Raw genomic sequence first — 16,452 nt, forward strand, 5'->3', positions numbered from 1 at the left:
GCCCCCGAGACGTAGGATGCGGGCATGGCCGAGACGTGGCAGGAGGAGCTGCGGGCGAAGGGTTACCGCGTGACCCCGCAAAGGCAGCTCGTGTTGGAGGCCGTCACCAAACTGGAGCACGGCACTCCTGAGGAGATCTGCACCGAGGTGCAGCGCACCGCCGGCGGCGTCAACATCTCCACCGTCTACCGGACGCTGGAGCTGCTGGAGGAGCTGGGCCTGGTCAAGCACGCCCACCTCGGCCACGGCCCGCCGAACTACCACCTCGCCGCCGAGGCCCAGCACATCCACCTGGTCTGCCGCGACTGCGGACGGGTGAACGACGTGTCCCTGGACGCCGCAGCCGGCCTCGCCGCCGGGCTCGACAGGGATCACGGCTTCGAGACCGACGTCCAGCACCTCACCGTCTACGGCCGCTGCAAGGACTGCCGCGCCCGCTGACGCCCGTCCCCCCGCCACGGCCCTGGCCCCGCGTCGGAAGTGGCGTCGCGCCGCATAGTCTGGGCTGCATGGAGAGCCCGCTGCTTAAGGTGCACGGGGCCGTCGCCGCCGACGCCCCCGACCAGGAGATCGCCGCGCACTACGGGGATCCGGTCCGTGAACAACGGCTGCTCGAAGCGGGTAAAGCCTTCGTCGACCGGAGTGATCGCGGAGTCCTCACGGTCACCGGCCCGGACCGGCTGTCCTGGCTGCACAGCCTGCTCAGCCAGCACCTGGAGGCGCTGGAGCCCGGCGTCGCGACCCAGGCGCTGCTGCTGACGATCAACGGCCACATCGAGCACCACCTGTCCCTGGTGGACGACGGCGAGACCGTGTGGATCCACGTCGAACCCGGCGCCGCGCCCGCGCTCGCCGACTTCCTCGACCGGATGCGGTTCTTCCTGCGCGTGGAGGTCGAGGACGTCTCCGACCGCTACGCCGTGGTGACCGGCCCGGCGGGCGACGGCCCGTCCTTCCCGGACGTCGCGGGCCTGACCACCCGGATCGTCCCGCGGGCCGAGCTGGACGAGCTGGCGTCGGGCGACCTGCCCCCGGCGGGCCTGTGGGCCTACGAGGCGCTGCGGATCGCCGCGCACGTCGCCCGGTTCGGCCTCGACACCGACCACCGGACGATCCCGCACGAGATCGGCGTGATCGGGACGGCCGTCCACCTGAACAAGGGCTGCTATCGGGGTCAGGAGACGGTCGCGCGGGTCGAGAACCTGGGCCGTCCGCCGCGCCGCCTGGTCTTCCTGCACCTGGACGGCAGCGTCGACCGGCTGCCCGCGCACGGCGACCCCGTGGAGATCCCCGGCGGACGGCAGATCGGCTTCGTCGGCACCGCCGCCCGCCACCACGAGCTGGGCCCGATCGCGCTCGCGCTGGTCAAGCGCAACACCCCGGTGGACACCGAGCTGCTGGCCGGGGGAGTCGCGGCGTCCCAGGAAGTGGTCGTCCCGCCGGACACCGGCGCGAACGCCAAGATCGAACTGCGCCGGACCGCCGCCGACCGCCCCTAGCCGAACCGCCGAAGGGCGCGTAGAACCCGGGTCCCAGGGGCAGAATCGTTCTCACGGGAGAGGCGGCCGTCCGAGTGGCCGCCTTCACCGGAGGAGGTGGGACCCGTCGCCGCATCCGTGGATCCCCCAGGCCGCCCGCCCGAAGACGGCGACCGCCGGGTCGCGGGCCCGAAAGGCCCACCGCCCCTGCCGCCCGACCACTTCACCCGACCCGAGCCCCTCCCATTTCCCGGGCCATCCGAGCCCCTCCCGCCTCCCGGGCCGTCCGAGGAGCGGCCGGTGACCGCGCCGCCGGTGCAGACGGCGGCGGGCGGACGCGGGGTGCGGCGGAGGCCGCGGCGGGAGCCGCCCGGCGTGTGGTGGGGCGGTCTCGTCCTCTGGGAGCTGCTGGCCTGGTACGCGGGCTCCTGGCGGCTCGCCCTGCTGGGACTGGCCGGGTGGTGCCTCTACGAGTTCCTGCTGATCCCCACGGTGTGCCGGGTGATGACCGAGCAGGGATATCCGTGCCGTGAACCGGTGCGGGGCAGGCTCTTCGCGTGCGGCCCGGACCACCAGGCGTTCAAGAACGAGGGGATCATGCGGCTGCTCGGGCTGCGGCCCCGGCGTCCGGCGCGGGACGGCCGTCCGCTCTCCACGCCCGTCGGGGACGAACGTCCGGCCTCCCCGCCCGTGGGAGGCCCGGCCTCCCCGCCCGCCGGGGGCGAGCGGGGGGTGGTCCACTCGCGGGCCGTCCGCGCGCGGCTGGCGCAGGCGGACCAGGTCTGCCTGATCCTCGCCGGTGCGGGGACGGCCGCCGCGATCGCCGGGATGATCTACGGGTTCGGCGCCTGAGACCCGCCCGGCCACGTCGTCGAGACCGCGTGGTCAGAACTCGAGCAGGACGGTGATGGGGCCGTCGTTGACCAGGTCGACCTTCATGTCCGCGCCGAAGATCCCCGTCTCGACCTTGGCGCCCAGGGCGCGCAGCTCGGTGACGACGGCGTCCACCAGGGGTTCGGCGACCGGGCCGGGGGCGGCGGCGGTCCAGGTGGGACGGCGGCCCTTGCGCGCGTCGCCGTAGAGGGTGAACTGGCTGACCACCAGCAGGGGCGCGCCCAGATCCGAGCAGGACTTCTCGTCCTCCAGGATCCGCAGCCCCCACAGCTTCGCCGCCATCTTCGCGGCCTTCTCGGGCGTGTCGTCATGGGTGACGCCGACCAGGACCATGAGGCCCGGCCCGTCGATCTCTCCCACGACGCGACCCGCCACGGTCACGCTCGCCCTGCTCGCCCTCTGGACTACCGCACGCATGACACGACATTCTGCCTGCATGGGAGCAACGACGCTCATCACGGTGGCCCCGACCGGGGCGGAGTCGGCCAAGGCCGATGTCCCCGCCCTCCCGGTCACCCTGGACGAGCTGGTACAGACGGCCAAGGAATGCGAGGCGGCCGGCGCCGCCGTCATCCACGTGCACATCCGCGACGACGACGCGCGGCCGACCCTGGACCTCGCGCGGCTGCGCGACACCGTCCAGGCGCTGCGGGAGGGCACCGGACTGATCGTCCAGCTGTCCACGGGCGGCGCGGTCACCGACCCGTACGAGCACCGGCTGCGGGTGCTGGACGCCGAGCCGGACGGCTGCTCGCTGACCTGCGGGACGGTCAACTTCGGCGACGACGTGTTCATGAACCCCTGGCCGTTCATGGTGGAGCTCTACCAGCGGACGCAGGAGCGGCGGGTCGTCCCGGAGTTCGAGCTGTTCGACCTCGGGCACATCCGGTCGCTGCACCGGCTGCTGGACAAGTACGGGGCGCCGTTCGGCGGGCACGTCCACTGCGACCTGGTCATGGGCGTCCCGGGTGGGATGCCGGGGGACGCGCGGACGCTGGTCGCGGCGGTCGAGGCGCTGCCCGAGGGCGCGACCTGGTCGGCGACGGGCGTCGGCCGGACGTCCCTGCCGGTGATGTTCGCGGCGCTGTCGGCGGGCGGGCACCTGCGGGTCGGCATGGAGGACACCCTCACCTTCGCCAAGGGGCAGCCGGTCACGGCGAACGCGCAGCTCGTGGAGCGGGCGGCCGAGGTCGCCCGGCACGCGCAGCGGCCGCCGATGAGCGCCGCCGACGCCCGCGTCCTGCTGGGCGTCCGCGAGGCCGGTTCCTAGGGCGTGTCTCAAAGCCACCTGCCCTACTGCGCGACGGGCGCCGGCTTTGAGACACGCCCTAGACCGCGGCTTCGGGCCGGGGCCGAGGTCGGGCACACCCCACCCCATCGGGTATGAGTGATGGAGAGAATGTCTGACTTGTGGGGGTTGCTGTGACAACGGTGTCCACGCCTGTGCTGGTCGAGGTGGAACGTTCCGGCTTCGTGGAGTCGCGCCACCGCGGCAGTGCGGTGGGCCTCGCCGCGGACGGCACGGCGGTGGTCCGCGCCGGGTTCCCGGACGAGCCGATCTTCCCGCGTTCGGCGAACAAGCCGATGCAGGCGGTCGCGATGGTCCGCTCGGGGCTCGCGCTGGAGGGCGAGCTGCTCGCCATGGCGGCGGGCAGCCACTCCGGTGAGGACTTCCACGTCGAGGGCGCCGAGCGGATCCTGGCGTCCGCCGGACTGTCGGCGACGGCGCTCCAGTGCCCGGAGCAGTGGCCGCTCGACCAGGAGGTCGCGCTGGACGTGGCACGCCGCGGCGAGGGCCGGACGCGGCTGCGGATGAACTGCTCCGGCAAGCACGCGGCGATGCTCGCGACCTGCGTGGCCGCCGGGTGGTCCACCGACGACTACCTCGACCCCGCGCATCCGCTGCAGGTCGCATCGCGCGAGGCGGTCGAGGCGCTGGCGGGCGAGAAGGTCGCGGCGGTCGGCGTGGACGGGTGCGGCGCGCCGCTGTTCGCCCTGTCGGCGACGGGCGTCGCGCGGGCGTTCCGGGCGCTGGTGACGGCCGGTCCCGGCACGCCCGAGCGCAAGGTCGCCGACGCGATGCGCGACCACCCGGCCTGGACGTCCGGCACCCGGCGCGAGGAGCGTCAGCTGATGGACGCCGTGCCGGGCCTGCTGGTCAAGTGCGGCGCGGAGGGCGTGGACGCGTTCGCGTTCGCGGACGGCCGGGCCGGGGCGATCAAGATCGACGACGGCTCCATGCGGGCCCGGACGCCGGTCACCGTGGCCCTGCTGCGCGCGCTCGGCGTCGAGCCCGCCGATCCGGCCGTGCTGGACGATCTGGCGACCGTCCGCCTGCATGGCGGCGAGGCGGTCGTGGGCGAGATCAGGGCCGTCCGAAACCTGTTCTGACCTGGGACGAAACGGCCGGAGGCGCGATCCTGGAGCGTTCCAGGGTCGCGCCTCCGGCCGTGTCCGGGGTCAGTCGAGGACGCGGCCCCGGCTGGCACCGAGGCCCGGCAGGATCTCGGCCAGCGCGATCATGATCACCAGCGCCACCGGGACCGTCCAGCCGGACGTCGCGTCCCGCAGCGCGCCGATCAGCAGCGGGCCGAACGCGGAGATCACGTAGCCGACGCCCTGCACCATCCCGGAGAGCTGGGCGGCGGTCGCAGCGTCCGGGGAGCGCAGCCCGATCATGGACAGCGCGAGCGCGAACGACCCGCCCTGGCCGAGCCCGAGCACCACGACGAACAGCCACATCCCGCCCAGCGGCGCGAAGGCCAGCCCGGCGAACCCGATCGCCGTGAACACCCCGACCATCAGCACGATCGGCCGCTGGTCCCGGAGCCGCGCGGCCACCAGCGGCAGGCACATGTTCCCGACGATCTGGACCAGGCTGGACGCGGCGGTGACGAACCCCGCGCTGCTCTCCGACAGGCCGCGGTCGGAGAGCATGGTCGGCATCCAGGCGAACAGGACGTACGCCAGCGACGACTGGAGCCCGAAGAACAGCGTGATCTGCCAGGCCAGCCGCGACCGCCAGACCTTCCGCGCCACGTCCCGGTTCGCGGTGGGGGCCGGGCCCGCGGCCGCCGCGGCGCGGCGCACCCGCAGCAGCTTGGGCAGCCACACCAGTGCGGCCAGTGCCGACGGGATGGCCAGTAGCGACAGCGGAACCCGCCAGTTCCCGCCCGTCGCGTCCTGCATCGGGACGGCGAGCCCGGACCCGAGCGCCGCGCCGCCGCTCAGCGCGACCGTGTAGAGCGCGGTCACCGCCGTGATCCGGTGCGGATGGTCGCGCTTGATGATGCCGGGCACCGCGATGTTGCCGATGCTGATCGCCATCCCGGCGACCAGCGACCCGGCGAACAGCGCCGCCGTCACCGGGATCATCCGCAGCCCGATCGCCGCGGTGAGCGCGATCATCGCCGCCACCAGCAGGGCCTCGGGACGCGGCGGACGGCGCAGGAACGCCGCGAGCAGCCCGTACGAGCCGAGGAACATCAGCGGCAGCGTGGTCAGCGCCCCCGCCGCCGTCCCGGACAGGTGCAGGTCGTCGCGGATCCCCCCGACCAGCGGCCCGACGGCGGTCAGCGCGGGCCGCAGGTTGACCGCCACCAGGACGATCAGCAGCAGCCCGGCGACCGCTCCGGCGCGTCCCTGCCCGTCCTGGGCGGGATCGGAGGGGATCGAGGGGGTCGGGGGTGTCGAGGTCGAGGGCGGAGTGTCGGAGTCCTCGCGGACACTCAAGGGGGGCTCCTAGGGGGTGTCGGGGGTGACCAGCGCGTCCAGTTCGGCCAGGGTGGGCTCGATGATCGTCCGGACGGCCCGCTCGGCCGCCTCGGGATCGCGGACGGTGACGGCGTCCAGCACGGCCTGGTGCGCCTCCTGGCTGGCCTCGGCGATCGCGACGTCGGCGCGCAGCGCGGCCATCGCCTCGCCGAGCCGTCCGGTGAAGTACCGGTAGGCCTCGACCAGCAGGGGGTTCTTGGCGGCCTCGACGACGCCGAGGTGGAAGCGGGCGTCGGCCTCGCCGAACTCGCGGTCGTCGGCCGCGGCGCCGCGCGCCGCGAGCAGGCCCTCCAGCCGGGCCAGGTCGGCGGCGGTGCGGCGGCGCGCGGCGAGCCGGGCGGCCTGGACGTCGTAGGCGAGCTGCACCTCGAACACGTCGATCAGGGTCGAGCGCGCCACGCCGGTCAGCATCGGCCGGGGGTCGACGCGGCTGCGCACGTACGTCCCGTCGCCCCGGCGGACCTCGAGCACGCCGATGTGGGTGAGCGCGCGGATCGCCTCCCGGACGGCCGGACGGCTCACCCCGAGCTCGCCCGCGAGCCGGTGCTCCCCGGGCAGCCGCTCGCCCACCTCCCAGCCGCCGCCGGTGATCTCCGACTGCAGCTGGTCGAGCACGGCGTCCACGGTCGAGCCCGTGGGGACCGGGTTGAGGGCCATGCCACCTCCATGGAAGGTCAGATGTCAGACATCTTACCTATGCTCCGAACACGGCATTCGGCCGAGGTGTCCGGACGCGAGAACGCCCCGCCCACCGGAGGGATTCCGGGTGGACGGGGCGTTCGGCGTTCGGAGCGCCGGTGGCGTCACATGCCGCGCGACTGGGAGATCGAGCCGGACGTGGCGAGGGTGAAGGTGCGCATGGACTCGGCGAACCGGGACAGGTCCCACTCGGCCGGGCCCTCGTACCAGTAGAGGTTGTCGGCGCCCTCGGCGCGGACGCCCGCGTCCTCGACGGTGCGGGCCCAGCGGTCCACGACGTCGAAGACGACCGCGTACGGCAGGAACCGGGAGAACAGGGCGATGCGCTGCTGGGATGGCATGCCCTCGTCCGGCAGGGCGCCCCGCTCCAGGAACGCGCGGAACCCGATGGTGTGCGCCAGGACGGTCGAGCCGCGCGCGGTCTTGGCGGGCATGTACTGGCCGCCGTAGGCGAGCGCCGCGCCCGCGACGATCGCCGCGAGGCCGACCAGCGCCAGGTCCGTCGTGACGGCGAGGACGACGGTCGCGATGATCCCGAGCCCGGTGACGCCCATGCCCGCGATCGTCCAGCGGGATCGGACGGTGTCCGGGCGGCGCGCGAACCAGCCCTGCTCGACCACGTCGTCGTACATCGCCGACCGGACGCGCTGGAGCTGCGTCGAGAACGTCCCGCCGAGCGAGGACAGCTTGACCGTCTCCCGGCCGTCGAACAGCGCCCCGAGCAGGATCCGCTCGTACCGCAGCAGGTCGGCGTCGCCGCCGGGGCGCTGCAGCCGGCGCAGCGTCCAGTCGAGGCGTCCGGTGGTGCCGCGGTCGTCCTCCTCGATCAGCAGGTGGCCGCGGACGGCCAGGTCGACGATGGTCGCGGTGACGTCGATCACGTCCGCCTGCTCGTCGATCAGCGTGCCGATCTGGCCGGGCCGGACGCCGTTCGGCGGCTCGAACTCCTCGCCGCTGACGTGCCCGTGGTCGCCCTCGGCGGCCCGCTTGCCGACCACCCGGGTGTCCCGCCCGCGCACCATGTAGAGGGCGAGCACGCCGCCGACCAGCAGCACGAGCAGCCCGCCCAGCGCGGACGCGGTGACGCCGTTCACCGAGAACGCGGTCGCGGCGGTGTGCCGCCGCTCGGAGATCGCCTTGCCGCCGGTCGCCCCGGCGGGGAGCCCGACGACGACGGTCAGGTTGTCGTCCGACAGCATCTGGCTCTGGCTGAACACGCCCTGCGTGTGCGTGTGGTTCGTGTAGAACTGCGTGCACCCGATCGTGCTGTCCAGGGCGCCCGCGAAGCAGTTGACGTTCTGGACCATGGCGGGCACGTCGACCGTGGCGCGCGCCTGGACGACGGGGACCTTCCAGCCGCCGATCGCCGTCCAGCGGAACTCCTCGGCGTCCTTCATCTGGTTGACCGCGCCGCGCACGTCGTACTCCAGCACCACCGAGTGCTGCCCCGACGCCGCGCCGCCGGTGAGCTTCACCTCGGTGGTCGTCCCGGACGAGGAGACCGAGGTCTTCGTCGGCCCGCCGTCCGGGCTGGACGCCTTGACGTTCTCGATCTTCCAGACCCGGTCGTGGGTGACGCTGGAGTGCACGCGGGTCGTGAAGGTGCGCTCGAACCCGGCGCTGGTGAACTGGTAGACGATCGTCTCGCGGACGTGCGCGACGCCGCCCTTGCCGAGGGTGATCGCCGCCTCGTCCCTGACGACGCGGTCGGACACCCGCAGCGTCGATCCGCTCGCGGCCTGCGCGGGAAGCGCCAGGCCGGCGGACAGAACCGCGGCGAGCGGCAGGGAGGCGACCAAAGGCCGCAGGCGACTCGACATGGCGGCAAATCGTAGCGGTCCCGCCCGTATAGTTCTGCACTATGGCTGGTCATTACCCCCCTCCGGCCGGACGGCCGGGGCAACCGCCGTACGGTCCGCCGCCCTCGCGGCCGCCCTACGGCGGGCCTCCGAACGGCGCGCCGCCGGCGCAGCCGTACGGCGGTCAGCCCCGTCCGGCCTACGGCGCGCCGCCGCCCCCGCCGCCGCAGGGACCGCCGCCGCCGTACCGGGGAATGCCGCAGCCCTACCCGCAGGGCGGCCAGATCGCCTACCGGTACGCGCCTCCGCGCCGTCCGCCGCGGCGCAGCGCGGGCGGGACGGTCGCCGGGATCATCGGCGGCTTCGCCGCGCTCGGCCTCGTCCTGATCGTCGTCCTGTCGGCGATGTCGTCCAACCACACGACGGTGCAGTCCGACGGGGGCGGCATGACCGCATCCGGCCGGGGCAGCGGCAGTGGCGGCGGCTCGCCGCAGAGCGCGACCCGCGCGACCGCCACGAACAGCAAGCTGTACACGAGCGGGGCGCTGAGCTCGGTGAGCTGCCACCTGCCCGCGCTGGACCAGACGTCCGACTCGATGCGCCGGTTCATGAACCAGCTGAGCGACTGCCTGGACGCCACCTGGAAGGCGCAGTTCAGCAAGATCGGCACGTCGTTCGCGCCGCCGAACCGGGTGTTCTGGCTCTCCGCGGGCAGCAGCCCGTGCGGCCAGTACCCCGCCCCTGGCGCGTCGGCGTTCTACTGCCCGTCCAACAACACGATGTACGTCGGCCTCAAGCACGTCATCGAGACCTCGGGCGAGGAGTCGGTGGCGCACTTCGCGGTGTTCGCGCGGGTCATCGCCCACGAGTACGGCCACCACGTCCAGGACCGGGCGGGCATCCTGCTCTACGGCGACCGCCTCATGGACCAGAGCGACCCGCTCGGCCGCGCCGAGGCCAGCCGCCGCATCGAACTCCAGGCGCAGTGCTTCGCGGGCGAGTTCCTCGGCGCGAACCGCACCACCCTGCCGCTGGACCAGGATCAGTACTCGGCCCTGGTCGTGGACGTCCAGGGCCGCGGCGACGAGAACCAGCCCGCCGACAAGCGCGACCACGGCTCCGGCAGGCACTACGCCGGGTGGGTCGTCCGGGGCATCCGGTCGCAGAACCTGTCCGTCTGCAACACCTGGACGGCCGCGCCCGGCGCCGTCTCCTGACCGTCTGACCGCCCGGGCCTTCGGGCCGGGCGGCCAGGCAGAGCTTCGAACGGCGGGTCAGAGCTTCGAGCCGCCGGTCGCGTCCAGGATGGACCCGGTCACCCAGCGGCTGTCGTCGGACGCGAGGAACGCGACGATGTCCGCCACGTCCTCGGGCTCGCCGACGCGTCCGAGGGCCGCCATCGCCGCGGACGCGTCCCAGGCCTCCTGGTTCCCGCGCAGCCAGGCCGCGTTCACGTCGGTGTCGATGATCCCCGGGCGGACCGAGTTGACCGTGATGCCGCGCGGCCCGAGCTCCACGGCCAGGTTCATCGTGAAGTTGTCCAGCGCGGCCTTGGTCGCGCCGTAGGCCATGATCTCGGGCATCGCGATCCGGGACAGGCCGCTGGACACGTTGACGATGCGCCCGCCGTCGTTCAGCCGCGGCAGCGCCTGCTGGACGATGAAGAACGGCGCCCGGACGTTCACCGCGAAGACCTCGTCGAAGCCGTCCTCGGTGAGGTTCGCCAGGTCGGCGCTGCGTCCGATGCCCGCGTTGTTGACGATGACGTCGACGCGCGCGCCGCCGGTGGCCTCGTCGTAGGCGGCCCACAGGCGCTCGGCGTCGCCGTGCGCGCCGACCTCGGCCTGGATCGCGAAGGCCTTCCCGCCGTCCTTCTCGATCCGGGTGACCGTGTCGGCCGCCGAGTCCGCATCCCGTGCGTAGGTGAGGACGACGGTCGCGCCGTCCGCGGCCAGACGCTGCGCGATGGCCCGTCCGATGCCCCTGCTGCCACCGGTGACCAGCGCGAACTTTCCGACCAGACGTCCCGTGCCCATGATGATGCGACCGCCTCTCACTTGTTGAATGATCGCTCAAGAAAGAATCTAGCACACATTCTTGAGCGGTCGATCTATAATTGGGGCATGACCGAGACCCGCCGGGGTCGTCCCCGGGCCTTCGACCGGGACGCCGCCCTCGCGGCCGCCACCCGGATGTTCTGGGAGCGCGGCTACGAGGCCACGTCCATCGGTGACCTGACCGAGGCCATGGGCATCCGCCCGGCCAGCCTCTACGCCGCGTTCGGCGACAAGAAGACCCTGTTCAGGGAGGTCGTCGAGAGCTACCAGCGGACGGAGTGGGCGGACTTCGTCGGGCGCGCCCTCGACGAGGAGGCCACCCTCTACCGCGGGCTCGCGCGGGCCCTGCGCGCCGCCGCCGGGATCTACACCGACCCGTCCCACCCGGCGGGCTGCCTGGTCATCCGGGCGGCGACGAACGTCGCGCCGCGCGACGCCGAGATCGAGGCGTACCTCCGCGACATCCGCAACGCGAACGTGGAGGCGTTCGCCGGGCGGGCGCGCGAGGCCGTCCGGCGCGGCGAGCTACCGGACGGCACCGACCCGGACGCGGTGGCCCAGCTGTTCGCGATCACCCTGCAGGGGCTGTCGCAGCGCGCGGGGGACGGCGCGACCGCGAGTGACCTGCTTCCAGGGGTCGAGATGATCCTCGCGGGGTGGCCGGGGAGCCGGGATTGAGCGACAACGACGCTGGTCATGAAGGCTGTGAGCAGTCTCACCGGGGAAGTGCTAGCAAGCCGCTTGCAATTGCAAGCACCGTGACGGAGGGTGGGGGCATGGCGAGTTCGAAGGTCGGCTCCATCGGGGAGTACATCCGGGAGCACCGCACGCGGGCGAAGATCTCACTTCGCCAGCTCGCGGACGTCTCGGGCATCTCCAACCCGTACCTGAGCCAGATCGAACGCGGTCTGCGCAAGCCGAGCGCCGAGATCCTGCAGCAGATCGCGAAGGGGCTGCGGATCTCCGCCGAGGCGCTGTACGTCCAGGCGGGCATCCTCGAGGCCCGCGAGGCCGAGAGCGACGTGCAGGCCGCGATACGGACCGACCTGATCCTCACGGAGCGTCAGAAGCAGGTGTTGCTCGACATCTACGACTCGTTCCGCAAGGAGAACGAAGCAGCCGGAGTCGTCCCCGAGGCCGCGCCACCGGGCGCGCGCGAGGCGGACGGCGAGCGGGCACCCGCAGCACAGGAAGGGGAACAGGTCCCATGACTTTTGCCGACACCCTCCGAGACAACAAGGTCGTCCACACCGTCGCCGGCGCGGGCGATCTCGCGGTCGCCAAGCTCCGCGAGGCGCCCGAGCAGGTCGGGAAGGCGCGCGAGACGGCCGCCAAGTACCAGGGCGAGGTCCGCGAGAACCTCGGCAAGTACCGGGGCGAGGTCCGGGAGAACCTGGACAGGTACGGCGGCGAGGTCCGCGAGAACCTCGGGAAGTACCGCGGGCAGGTCCGCGAGACGGTCGCGAAGTACGGCGGCCAGGTCCGCGAGAACGTCGGGCAGGTCCGCGAGAACGTGGGCAAGTACCGCGGCGAGGCCCGCGAGAACGTCGGGAAGATCCAGGAGAAGGTCGAGGTCAAGGACCTTCCGGGCGCGGCCGTCGCGTACGTGGCGCACGTCGGCACCCGCGCCGTGGGCTTCGTGGACGACCTGGCCGAGCGCGGCAAGAAGGTCGTTCAGGGCGCCGCCACCGAGGTCGCCCAGGGGCTCGACGCCGTCGCCGAGGTCGGCGCGGGCGACCAGGACAAGGACGCGCCCAAGCCGAAGGCCCCCCGGACGAAGAAGACGACCGGGGAGTAGACCCGCTCCGGCGCGTCCGACCGCGGGTCCGGCTCCTGATCCACATCGGCGAGGGGCCCGGCCGGGAACACCCGGCCGGGCCCCTTCGTCGTTCGGGGTACCGGTTGGACAGGCCGCATAGGGTGGGGATTCCACTCGCCGAACAAGCGGCGCCCACCCGGCGTCGCCCGGAACGGACAGGAGCGTTGATGTCGGTGACCGGCTTCGGTGTGCTCGACTACTTCTTCTGGATCCTGCTGATCATCGCGTTCGTCATGGAGGCGTGGGCGCTGATCGACGCGCTGACCGTGCAGCCGAACGCCTACGCCGCGGCGAGCAAGCAGAGCAAGAAGCTCTGGATGATCATCCTGATCGTCGCGGCCGTGGTGGGGCTCGCGGCGGCCGTCCTGCCGCTCAAGGGCTCCTCGCCGGTCGCGGTGCTGTTCGGGATCCTGCCGGTGGCCGCGTTCATCGCCGCCGCCGTCTACCTCGCCGACGTCCGTCCGGCGGTCAAGCAGTTCAAGGGCCGCGGCGGCCGGGGCTCCAACATGGGCCCCTACGGACCCTGGTAGGCCGCTGATCCGTTCCCGGGACCGACGCGCGCCGAGGTTCCGGGGCGATTCCCGACATTTGCAAGTAAGTTCTTACTTCGGGCATTCTGGGCTGGTCCGCCGATCCGTGACGGGCGCCCGCCGGCGGGATCGCCGGCCGGACGCCGTGCGAAGTGAGGCTCCCGTGACCAGTGCCCCCGCCGTTCCGCTGCCCACCGGCCCCGGCCCTCGCGGGGGCGGCGCCGCCGTCGAGCCGATCCCGCCCGTCGTCCGGGAGCTGGTGAGCGGACCGTCCCTGGCGGCGGGCGGCGCGAACGTGATCATGCAGCTGTCCCGGCTGCCGGTCGGGCTCGGCGTCGTGAAGTCCGAGGTCGAGTCCGGACGCATCGACCGGCACCCGGTCAAGCGCACCCGCACCACGCTCACGTACCTGATCGTCGCCATGATCGGCGGTGACCACGAGCGCGCCTGGATCCGCGAGGAGATCAACCGCCAGCACCGCCGGGTGCGCAGCGGGCCCGGCGCGGACGTCCGGTACAACGCGTTCGACCGCGAGCTCCAGCTCTGGGTCGCCGCCTGCATCTACTGGGGCATGGAGGACGTCTACCGCCGCTTCTACGGCGAGCCGTCCGAGGCGGCGCTCGCCGACTTCTACCGGCACGGACGCCGGTTCGCGACGACCCTCCAGGTGCCGGACGACATGTGGCCCGAGACCCGCGAGGCGTTCGAGGAGTACTGGCGGGACGGCCTCGGAAAGCTCAGCAGCACCCCGGAGACCCGCGCCTACCTGCGCGGGATCGCGAACGCGGGATTCCTGCCACGGTCCGTCCAGCGGGTCGTCGGCCCGGCGAACCGGCTCCTCACGGTCGGGTTCCTGCCGCCGGAGTTCCGCGACGAGCTGGGCTTCACCTGGACGGCCCGGGAGCAGCGGGCGTTCGACGCGGCCGTCCGGGCGCTCGCGCTCGCCAACCGGACGATGCCGAAGCCGGTGCGCCGGTTCCCGTTCAACGCCTACCTGTGGGACTTCCGCCGCCGCATGCGCACCGGCCGCTCCTTCGTCTGAGCCGCCCGCGCAGTCCGCGCCCGGTGCGAACCGCTCACGCCCTGGCGGCGGACCCCCGCTGGACGAGCACCCAGGCCGCCGACGGGACGAGGACGAGCGCGCCCGCGCCGATCGCCGCGAACACCATGTCCAGCACGGCGTTCCCGGCGACCGTCCCGGACAGGTCGAGATGGGCCATCGACGCCGCGCCCCACAGCACGCTGACCACCGCGAGCGCGCCGGTCACCCGGACGGCCCGGAACCGCCGCCGGACGACCAGGACGATCGAGGCCAGCCCGGCGAGCGCCGACACCAGGATCAGCGGCGAGCCGACGCCGAGCGCCAGCGCGCCCGGGATCGCGAACAGCCCGATCGTGACGCCGGAGACGATCGCGTAGCCCTGGAAGTGCAGGAGGACGTCCTGGTCGCCGACCCGCCGGGCGTCCCAGATCAGCCGGACGGCGGCGAGGTAGGCGCACAGCGACGTGGTCAGCGCGCCGCCGTACACCCCGGACACGCTCATCCAGCTCGGCTCCCCGGTGACGACGGCCGCCGCGACCGCGCCCAGGAAGTAGGGCGTGAGCAGCGACAGCGCCTCCAGGAGGGACTCGAGCCGGAACCGGCCGGGCGCGACCTGGGCGAACACGGACGCGCCGCCGCGGGCGAGGAGGCCGAGTCCGGCGAGCCCCAGTGGGAGCCGGTACGCGGTCACGACATCGGCGAAGAGCGCCGGGAACGCCGTCCAGGACAGCAGCAGGACGAGGGCCAGCCAGAGGTGATGTGCCTCCCACAGGGGGCCCATGGCCCGCTCGATGACCCTCTGATCGCCGATCCGCTCGCGGGAGAGCAGGTGCCAGATCCCGGCCCCGAAGTCGGCCCCGCCGAACAGCAGGTAGGCCGAGAGTCCGGCCAGGATCAGCGCGGAGGCGATGTCGGCGTGCGTCATCGGAGGGGTCACCACCCGGGGGTCGGCGGACGTGAGCGGGAGGGCACTCACGTCGACTGACTGTAGTACTACGAGGCGTAGTACTTGACTGGGTAGTACTACCCCGCGTGGTGATCTGTCTCACCCGTCGCTTACAGTGGACGGCGTGAAGGGTCTGGGAGAGCTTGAACGCACCGTCATGGAGGTCTGCTGGGCGCGCGAGGAGGCCGGTGTGGCCCCCGCCACCGCCCGCGATGTGAGCCGCGCGCTGGCCGACCAGCGCGACCTGGCGCACACCACGGTCATGACCGTGCTGGACCGCCTGGCCAAGAAGGGATTCCTTGATCGTGAGCGGGACGGTCGCGCGTGGCGGTACCGTCCGAGTGCGAGCAGGGAGGGATATGTGACCGAGCTCATGCTGGGCGCGCTGAACGAGACCGGCGACCGCGACGCCGCGCTGGCGTACTTCGTCCGGTCGGTGTCGCAGGACGAGATCGACGTCCTCCGCCAGGCCCTCGAAGAGATCACCCTGGAGCCACCGGCATGACCGGCCCGGCCCTGCTCGCGGCGGTCGCGCTCCTGACCGTCCTCGGCGCGCACGGGCTGTCGAAGGCTCGCTGGACGTGGCGCACCCCCCGCATCGCGATCGGACTGTGGCAGGCCCTCGGCCTCGGCTGGGGCATCGCCACGATCGGCGCGCTGCTGAGCGTGGCCCTGCTCCCGTACGGGCAGGGCATCGTGCACGGGGTGCCCGGTCTGGTGGGCGACAACGCCGCACGGCTCGACGTGGTCCACATGGCCGCGCTGCTCGCCGCCGTGGCGCTGACCTTCGTGCTGCTCACCATGCTCGCCACCGCGGTCGTCCGCGTGGTGCGCGCCCGCCGCCGGCACCGCGCCCTGCTCGCGCTGGTCGCCCGCGGCGACTCGGCCGCCCCCGACGCGCTGGTCCTGGACCACCCGGGAGCGGCCGCGTACTGCGTTCCGGGCGTCCGGTCGTCCAAGGTCGTGGTGAGCGCCGGGACGCTGGAGCTGCTCGACGACCGGGAGCTGGCGGCCGTCCTCGCGCACGAGCGCGCGCACGCGCGCGAACGGCACGACCTGGTGCTGCTGCCCTTCTACTCGCTGCGCCAGGTGTTCCCGCACTTTCGCCTCGTCGGACGATGTCTGGACGCGGTAGAGCTGCTCATCGAGATGGCCGCCGACGACCGGGCCCGCCGTCACCGCCCCGCGAAGGAGCTGGCGACGGCGCTTCTGCGTTTCGCGGCGGCCCGTCCGGCGGCCGCGCCGTCCGGCACCCTCGGCGTCGCGGCGGCGGACGACCTCCCGGTCCTGGCCCGGGTGAACCGGCTGATGCGTCCCGAGCCCCAGCCCCGCCGCATCCGCGTCGCCGCCACCGTCGCGATCCCGTTGGCGGTCATCATCCCGGCCTTCCTCTGGATGCTGCCGCCCCTGTAAC

At 72.9% G+C, this 16,452-nt stretch carries 19 protein-coding genes; 13 read left to right on the forward strand and 6 right to left on the reverse strand.

The annotated features are described in order from the left end of the window. Positions 1 to 24: 24 nt before the first annotated feature. From AB0L06_RS13230 to AB0L06_RS13240, 3 genes are all read left to right on the forward strand, one after another. A complete protein-coding gene (locus AB0L06_RS13230) occupies positions 25 to 441 on the forward strand; it encodes a Fur family transcriptional regulator (protein ID WP_500231196.1) in 417 nt (138 codons plus the stop codon). A 68-nt stretch (positions 442 to 509) separates the two neighbouring features. Then, positions 510 to 1,499 (forward strand): CAF17-like 4Fe-4S cluster assembly/insertion protein YgfZ, encoded by a 990-nt coding sequence (ygfZ, locus tag AB0L06_RS13235; RefSeq protein WP_500231197.1) that lies wholly within the window; start codon positions 510 to 512, stop codon positions 1,497 to 1,499. A gap of 279 nt (positions 1,500 to 1,778) precedes the next feature. Then, a complete protein-coding gene (locus AB0L06_RS13240; protein WP_500231198.1) occupies positions 1,779 to 2,330 on the forward strand; it encodes a hypothetical protein in 552 nt (183 codons plus the stop codon). A gap of 33 nt (positions 2,331 to 2,363) precedes the next feature. Here the strand turns inward: AB0L06_RS13240 and dtd are convergent, their stop codons facing one another. Continuing rightward, on the reverse strand, positions 2,364 to 2,789 hold the full coding sequence (gene dtd, locus AB0L06_RS13245; RefSeq protein ID WP_500231199.1) for a D-aminoacyl-tRNA deacylase: 426 nt from the start codon (positions 2,787 to 2,789) through the stop codon (positions 2,364 to 2,366). 19 nt (positions 2,790 to 2,808) lie between these two features. Between dtd and AB0L06_RS13250 the strand changes: the two genes are divergently transcribed. After that, positions 2,809 to 3,642, forward strand: coding sequence for a beta-keto acid cleavage family enzyme (locus AB0L06_RS13250; RefSeq protein ID WP_500231200.1), 834 nt, complete (start codon positions 2,809 to 2,811; stop codon positions 3,640 to 3,642). Between the two features lie 161 nt (positions 3,643 to 3,803). Next, the gene (locus AB0L06_RS13255; protein ID WP_500231201.1) at positions 3,804 to 4,763 is read left to right on the forward strand and encodes an asparaginase; all 960 of its coding nucleotides are present in this window, start codon (positions 3,804 to 3,806) and stop codon (positions 4,761 to 4,763) included. A 69-nt stretch (positions 4,764 to 4,832) separates the two neighbouring features. Here the strand turns inward: AB0L06_RS13255 and AB0L06_RS13260 are convergent, their stop codons facing one another. The 3 genes from AB0L06_RS13260 to AB0L06_RS13270 form a co-directional block, all read right to left on the reverse strand. Beyond that, the gene (locus AB0L06_RS13260) at positions 4,833 to 6,104 is read right to left on the reverse strand and encodes a CynX/NimT family MFS transporter (RefSeq protein WP_500231202.1); all 1,272 of its coding nucleotides are present in this window, start codon (positions 6,102 to 6,104) and stop codon (positions 4,833 to 4,835) included. Between the two features lie 9 nt (positions 6,105 to 6,113). Beyond that, complete coding sequence (locus AB0L06_RS13265) at positions 6,114 to 6,803, reverse strand: FadR/GntR family transcriptional regulator (protein ID WP_500231203.1); 690 nt, start codon at positions 6,801 to 6,803, stop codon at positions 6,114 to 6,116. A gap of 146 nt (positions 6,804 to 6,949) precedes the next feature. Then, the gene (locus tag AB0L06_RS13270) at positions 6,950 to 8,665 is read right to left on the reverse strand and encodes a DUF2207 domain-containing protein (RefSeq protein WP_500231204.1); all 1,716 of its coding nucleotides are present in this window, start codon (positions 8,663 to 8,665) and stop codon (positions 6,950 to 6,952) included. Between the two features lie 41 nt (positions 8,666 to 8,706). On the opposite strand from AB0L06_RS13270, the gene AB0L06_RS13275 reads away from it, so the two are divergent. Further along, on the forward strand, positions 8,707 to 9,861 hold the full coding sequence (locus AB0L06_RS13275) for a neutral zinc metallopeptidase (protein ID WP_500231205.1): 1,155 nt from the start codon (positions 8,707 to 8,709) through the stop codon (positions 9,859 to 9,861). 57 nt (positions 9,862 to 9,918) lie between these two features. Here AB0L06_RS13275 and AB0L06_RS13280 read toward each other — a convergent pair whose 3' ends face one another. Further along, the gene (locus tag AB0L06_RS13280; protein ID WP_500231206.1) at positions 9,919 to 10,701 is read right to left on the reverse strand and encodes an SDR family NAD(P)-dependent oxidoreductase; all 783 of its coding nucleotides are present in this window, start codon (positions 10,699 to 10,701) and stop codon (positions 9,919 to 9,921) included. A 66-nt stretch (positions 10,702 to 10,767) separates the two neighbouring features. On the opposite strand from AB0L06_RS13280, the gene AB0L06_RS13285 reads away from it, so the two are divergent. The 5 genes from AB0L06_RS13285 (at position 10,768) to AB0L06_RS13305 (ending at position 14,092) form a co-directional block, all read left to right on the forward strand. Beyond that, complete coding sequence (locus AB0L06_RS13285) at positions 10,768 to 11,379, forward strand: TetR/AcrR family transcriptional regulator (RefSeq protein WP_500231207.1); 612 nt, start codon at positions 10,768 to 10,770, stop codon at positions 11,377 to 11,379. A 98-nt stretch (positions 11,380 to 11,477) separates the two neighbouring features. Continuing rightward, the gene (locus AB0L06_RS13290; protein ID WP_500231208.1) at positions 11,478 to 11,912 is read left to right on the forward strand and encodes a helix-turn-helix domain-containing protein; all 435 of its coding nucleotides are present in this window, start codon (positions 11,478 to 11,480) and stop codon (positions 11,910 to 11,912) included. Beyond that, a complete protein-coding gene (locus AB0L06_RS13295) occupies positions 11,909 to 12,499 on the forward strand; it encodes a hypothetical protein (protein WP_500231209.1) in 591 nt (196 codons plus the stop codon). Before AB0L06_RS13290 ends, AB0L06_RS13295 begins: the two co-directional genes overlap by 4 nt. Positions 12,500 to 12,687: 188 nt before the next feature. After that, positions 12,688 to 13,050 carry a DUF2516 family protein gene (locus AB0L06_RS13300; RefSeq protein ID WP_500231210.1) on the forward strand — a complete coding sequence of 121 codons (363 nt, stop codon included), beginning with the start codon at positions 12,688 to 12,690 and terminating at the stop codon, positions 13,048 to 13,050. Between the two features lie 163 nt (positions 13,051 to 13,213). Next, on the forward strand, positions 13,214 to 14,092 hold the full coding sequence (locus AB0L06_RS13305; protein ID WP_500231211.1) for an oxygenase MpaB family protein: 879 nt from the start codon (positions 13,214 to 13,216) through the stop codon (positions 14,090 to 14,092). A 34-nt stretch (positions 14,093 to 14,126) separates the two neighbouring features. On the opposite strand, the gene AB0L06_RS13310 is transcribed toward AB0L06_RS13305, so the two are convergent. After that, complete coding sequence (locus AB0L06_RS13310) at positions 14,127 to 15,068, reverse strand: cytochrome d ubiquinol oxidase subunit II (protein WP_500231212.1); 942 nt, start codon at positions 15,066 to 15,068, stop codon at positions 14,127 to 14,129. Between the two features lie 94 nt (positions 15,069 to 15,162). On the opposite strand from AB0L06_RS13310, the gene AB0L06_RS13315 reads away from it, so the two are divergent. Both AB0L06_RS13315 and AB0L06_RS13320 read left to right on the forward strand, forming a co-directional pair. Beyond that, a complete protein-coding gene (locus tag AB0L06_RS13315; protein WP_500231213.1) occupies positions 15,163 to 15,543 on the forward strand; it encodes a BlaI/MecI/CopY family transcriptional regulator in 381 nt (126 codons plus the stop codon). Beyond that, positions 15,540 to 16,451, forward strand: a complete 912-nt coding sequence (locus AB0L06_RS13320; protein ID WP_500231214.1) for a M56 family metallopeptidase — start codon at positions 15,540 to 15,542, stop codon at positions 16,449 to 16,451. The genes AB0L06_RS13315 and AB0L06_RS13320 overlap by 4 nt, the downstream gene beginning before the upstream one ends. Position 16,452: the final 1 nt, after the last annotated feature.

The organism is Spirillospora sp. NPDC052269 (genome assembly GCF_040679435.1).
In the GTDB taxonomy this organism is placed as follows: Bacteria; Actinomycetota; Actinomycetes; order Streptosporangiales; family Streptosporangiaceae; genus Spirillospora.

Excerpts from the sequence above, each read along its gene's own strand:
- dtd (WP_500231199.1), bottom strand. The coding sequence starts at position 2,789 with ATGCGTGCGGTAGTCCAGAGGGCGAGCAGGGCGAGCGTGACCGTGGCG.
- AB0L06_RS13275 (WP_500231205.1), top strand. The coding sequence starts at position 8,707 with ATGGCTGGTCATTACCCCCCTCCGGCCGGACGGCCGGGGCAACCGCCG.
- AB0L06_RS13320 (WP_500231214.1), top strand. The coding sequence starts at position 15,540 with ATGACCGGCCCGGCCCTGCTCGCGGCGGTCGCGCTCCTGACCGTCCTC.
- AB0L06_RS13265 (WP_500231203.1), bottom strand. The coding sequence starts at position 6,803 with ATGGCCCTCAACCCGGTCCCCACGGGCTCGACCGTGGACGCCGTGCTC.
- ygfZ (WP_500231197.1), top strand. The coding sequence starts at position 510 with ATGGAGAGCCCGCTGCTTAAGGTGCACGGGGCCGTCGCCGCCGACGCC.
- AB0L06_RS13295 (WP_500231209.1), top strand. The coding sequence starts at position 11,909 with ATGACTTTTGCCGACACCCTCCGAGACAACAAGGTCGTCCACACCGTC.
- AB0L06_RS13290 (WP_500231208.1), top strand. The coding sequence starts at position 11,478 with ATGGCGAGTTCGAAGGTCGGCTCCATCGGGGAGTACATCCGGGAGCAC.
- AB0L06_RS13230 (WP_500231196.1), top strand. The coding sequence starts at position 25 with ATGGCCGAGACGTGGCAGGAGGAGCTGCGGGCGAAGGGTTACCGCGTG.
- AB0L06_RS13250 (WP_500231200.1), top strand. The coding sequence starts at position 2,809 with ATGGGAGCAACGACGCTCATCACGGTGGCCCCGACCGGGGCGGAGTCG.
- AB0L06_RS13300 (WP_500231210.1), top strand. The coding sequence starts at position 12,688 with ATGTCGGTGACCGGCTTCGGTGTGCTCGACTACTTCTTCTGGATCCTG.
- AB0L06_RS13270 (WP_500231204.1), bottom strand. The coding sequence starts at position 8,665 with ATGTCGAGTCGCCTGCGGCCTTTGGTCGCCTCCCTGCCGCTCGCCGCG.
- AB0L06_RS13285 (WP_500231207.1), top strand. The coding sequence starts at position 10,768 with ATGACCGAGACCCGCCGGGGTCGTCCCCGGGCCTTCGACCGGGACGCC.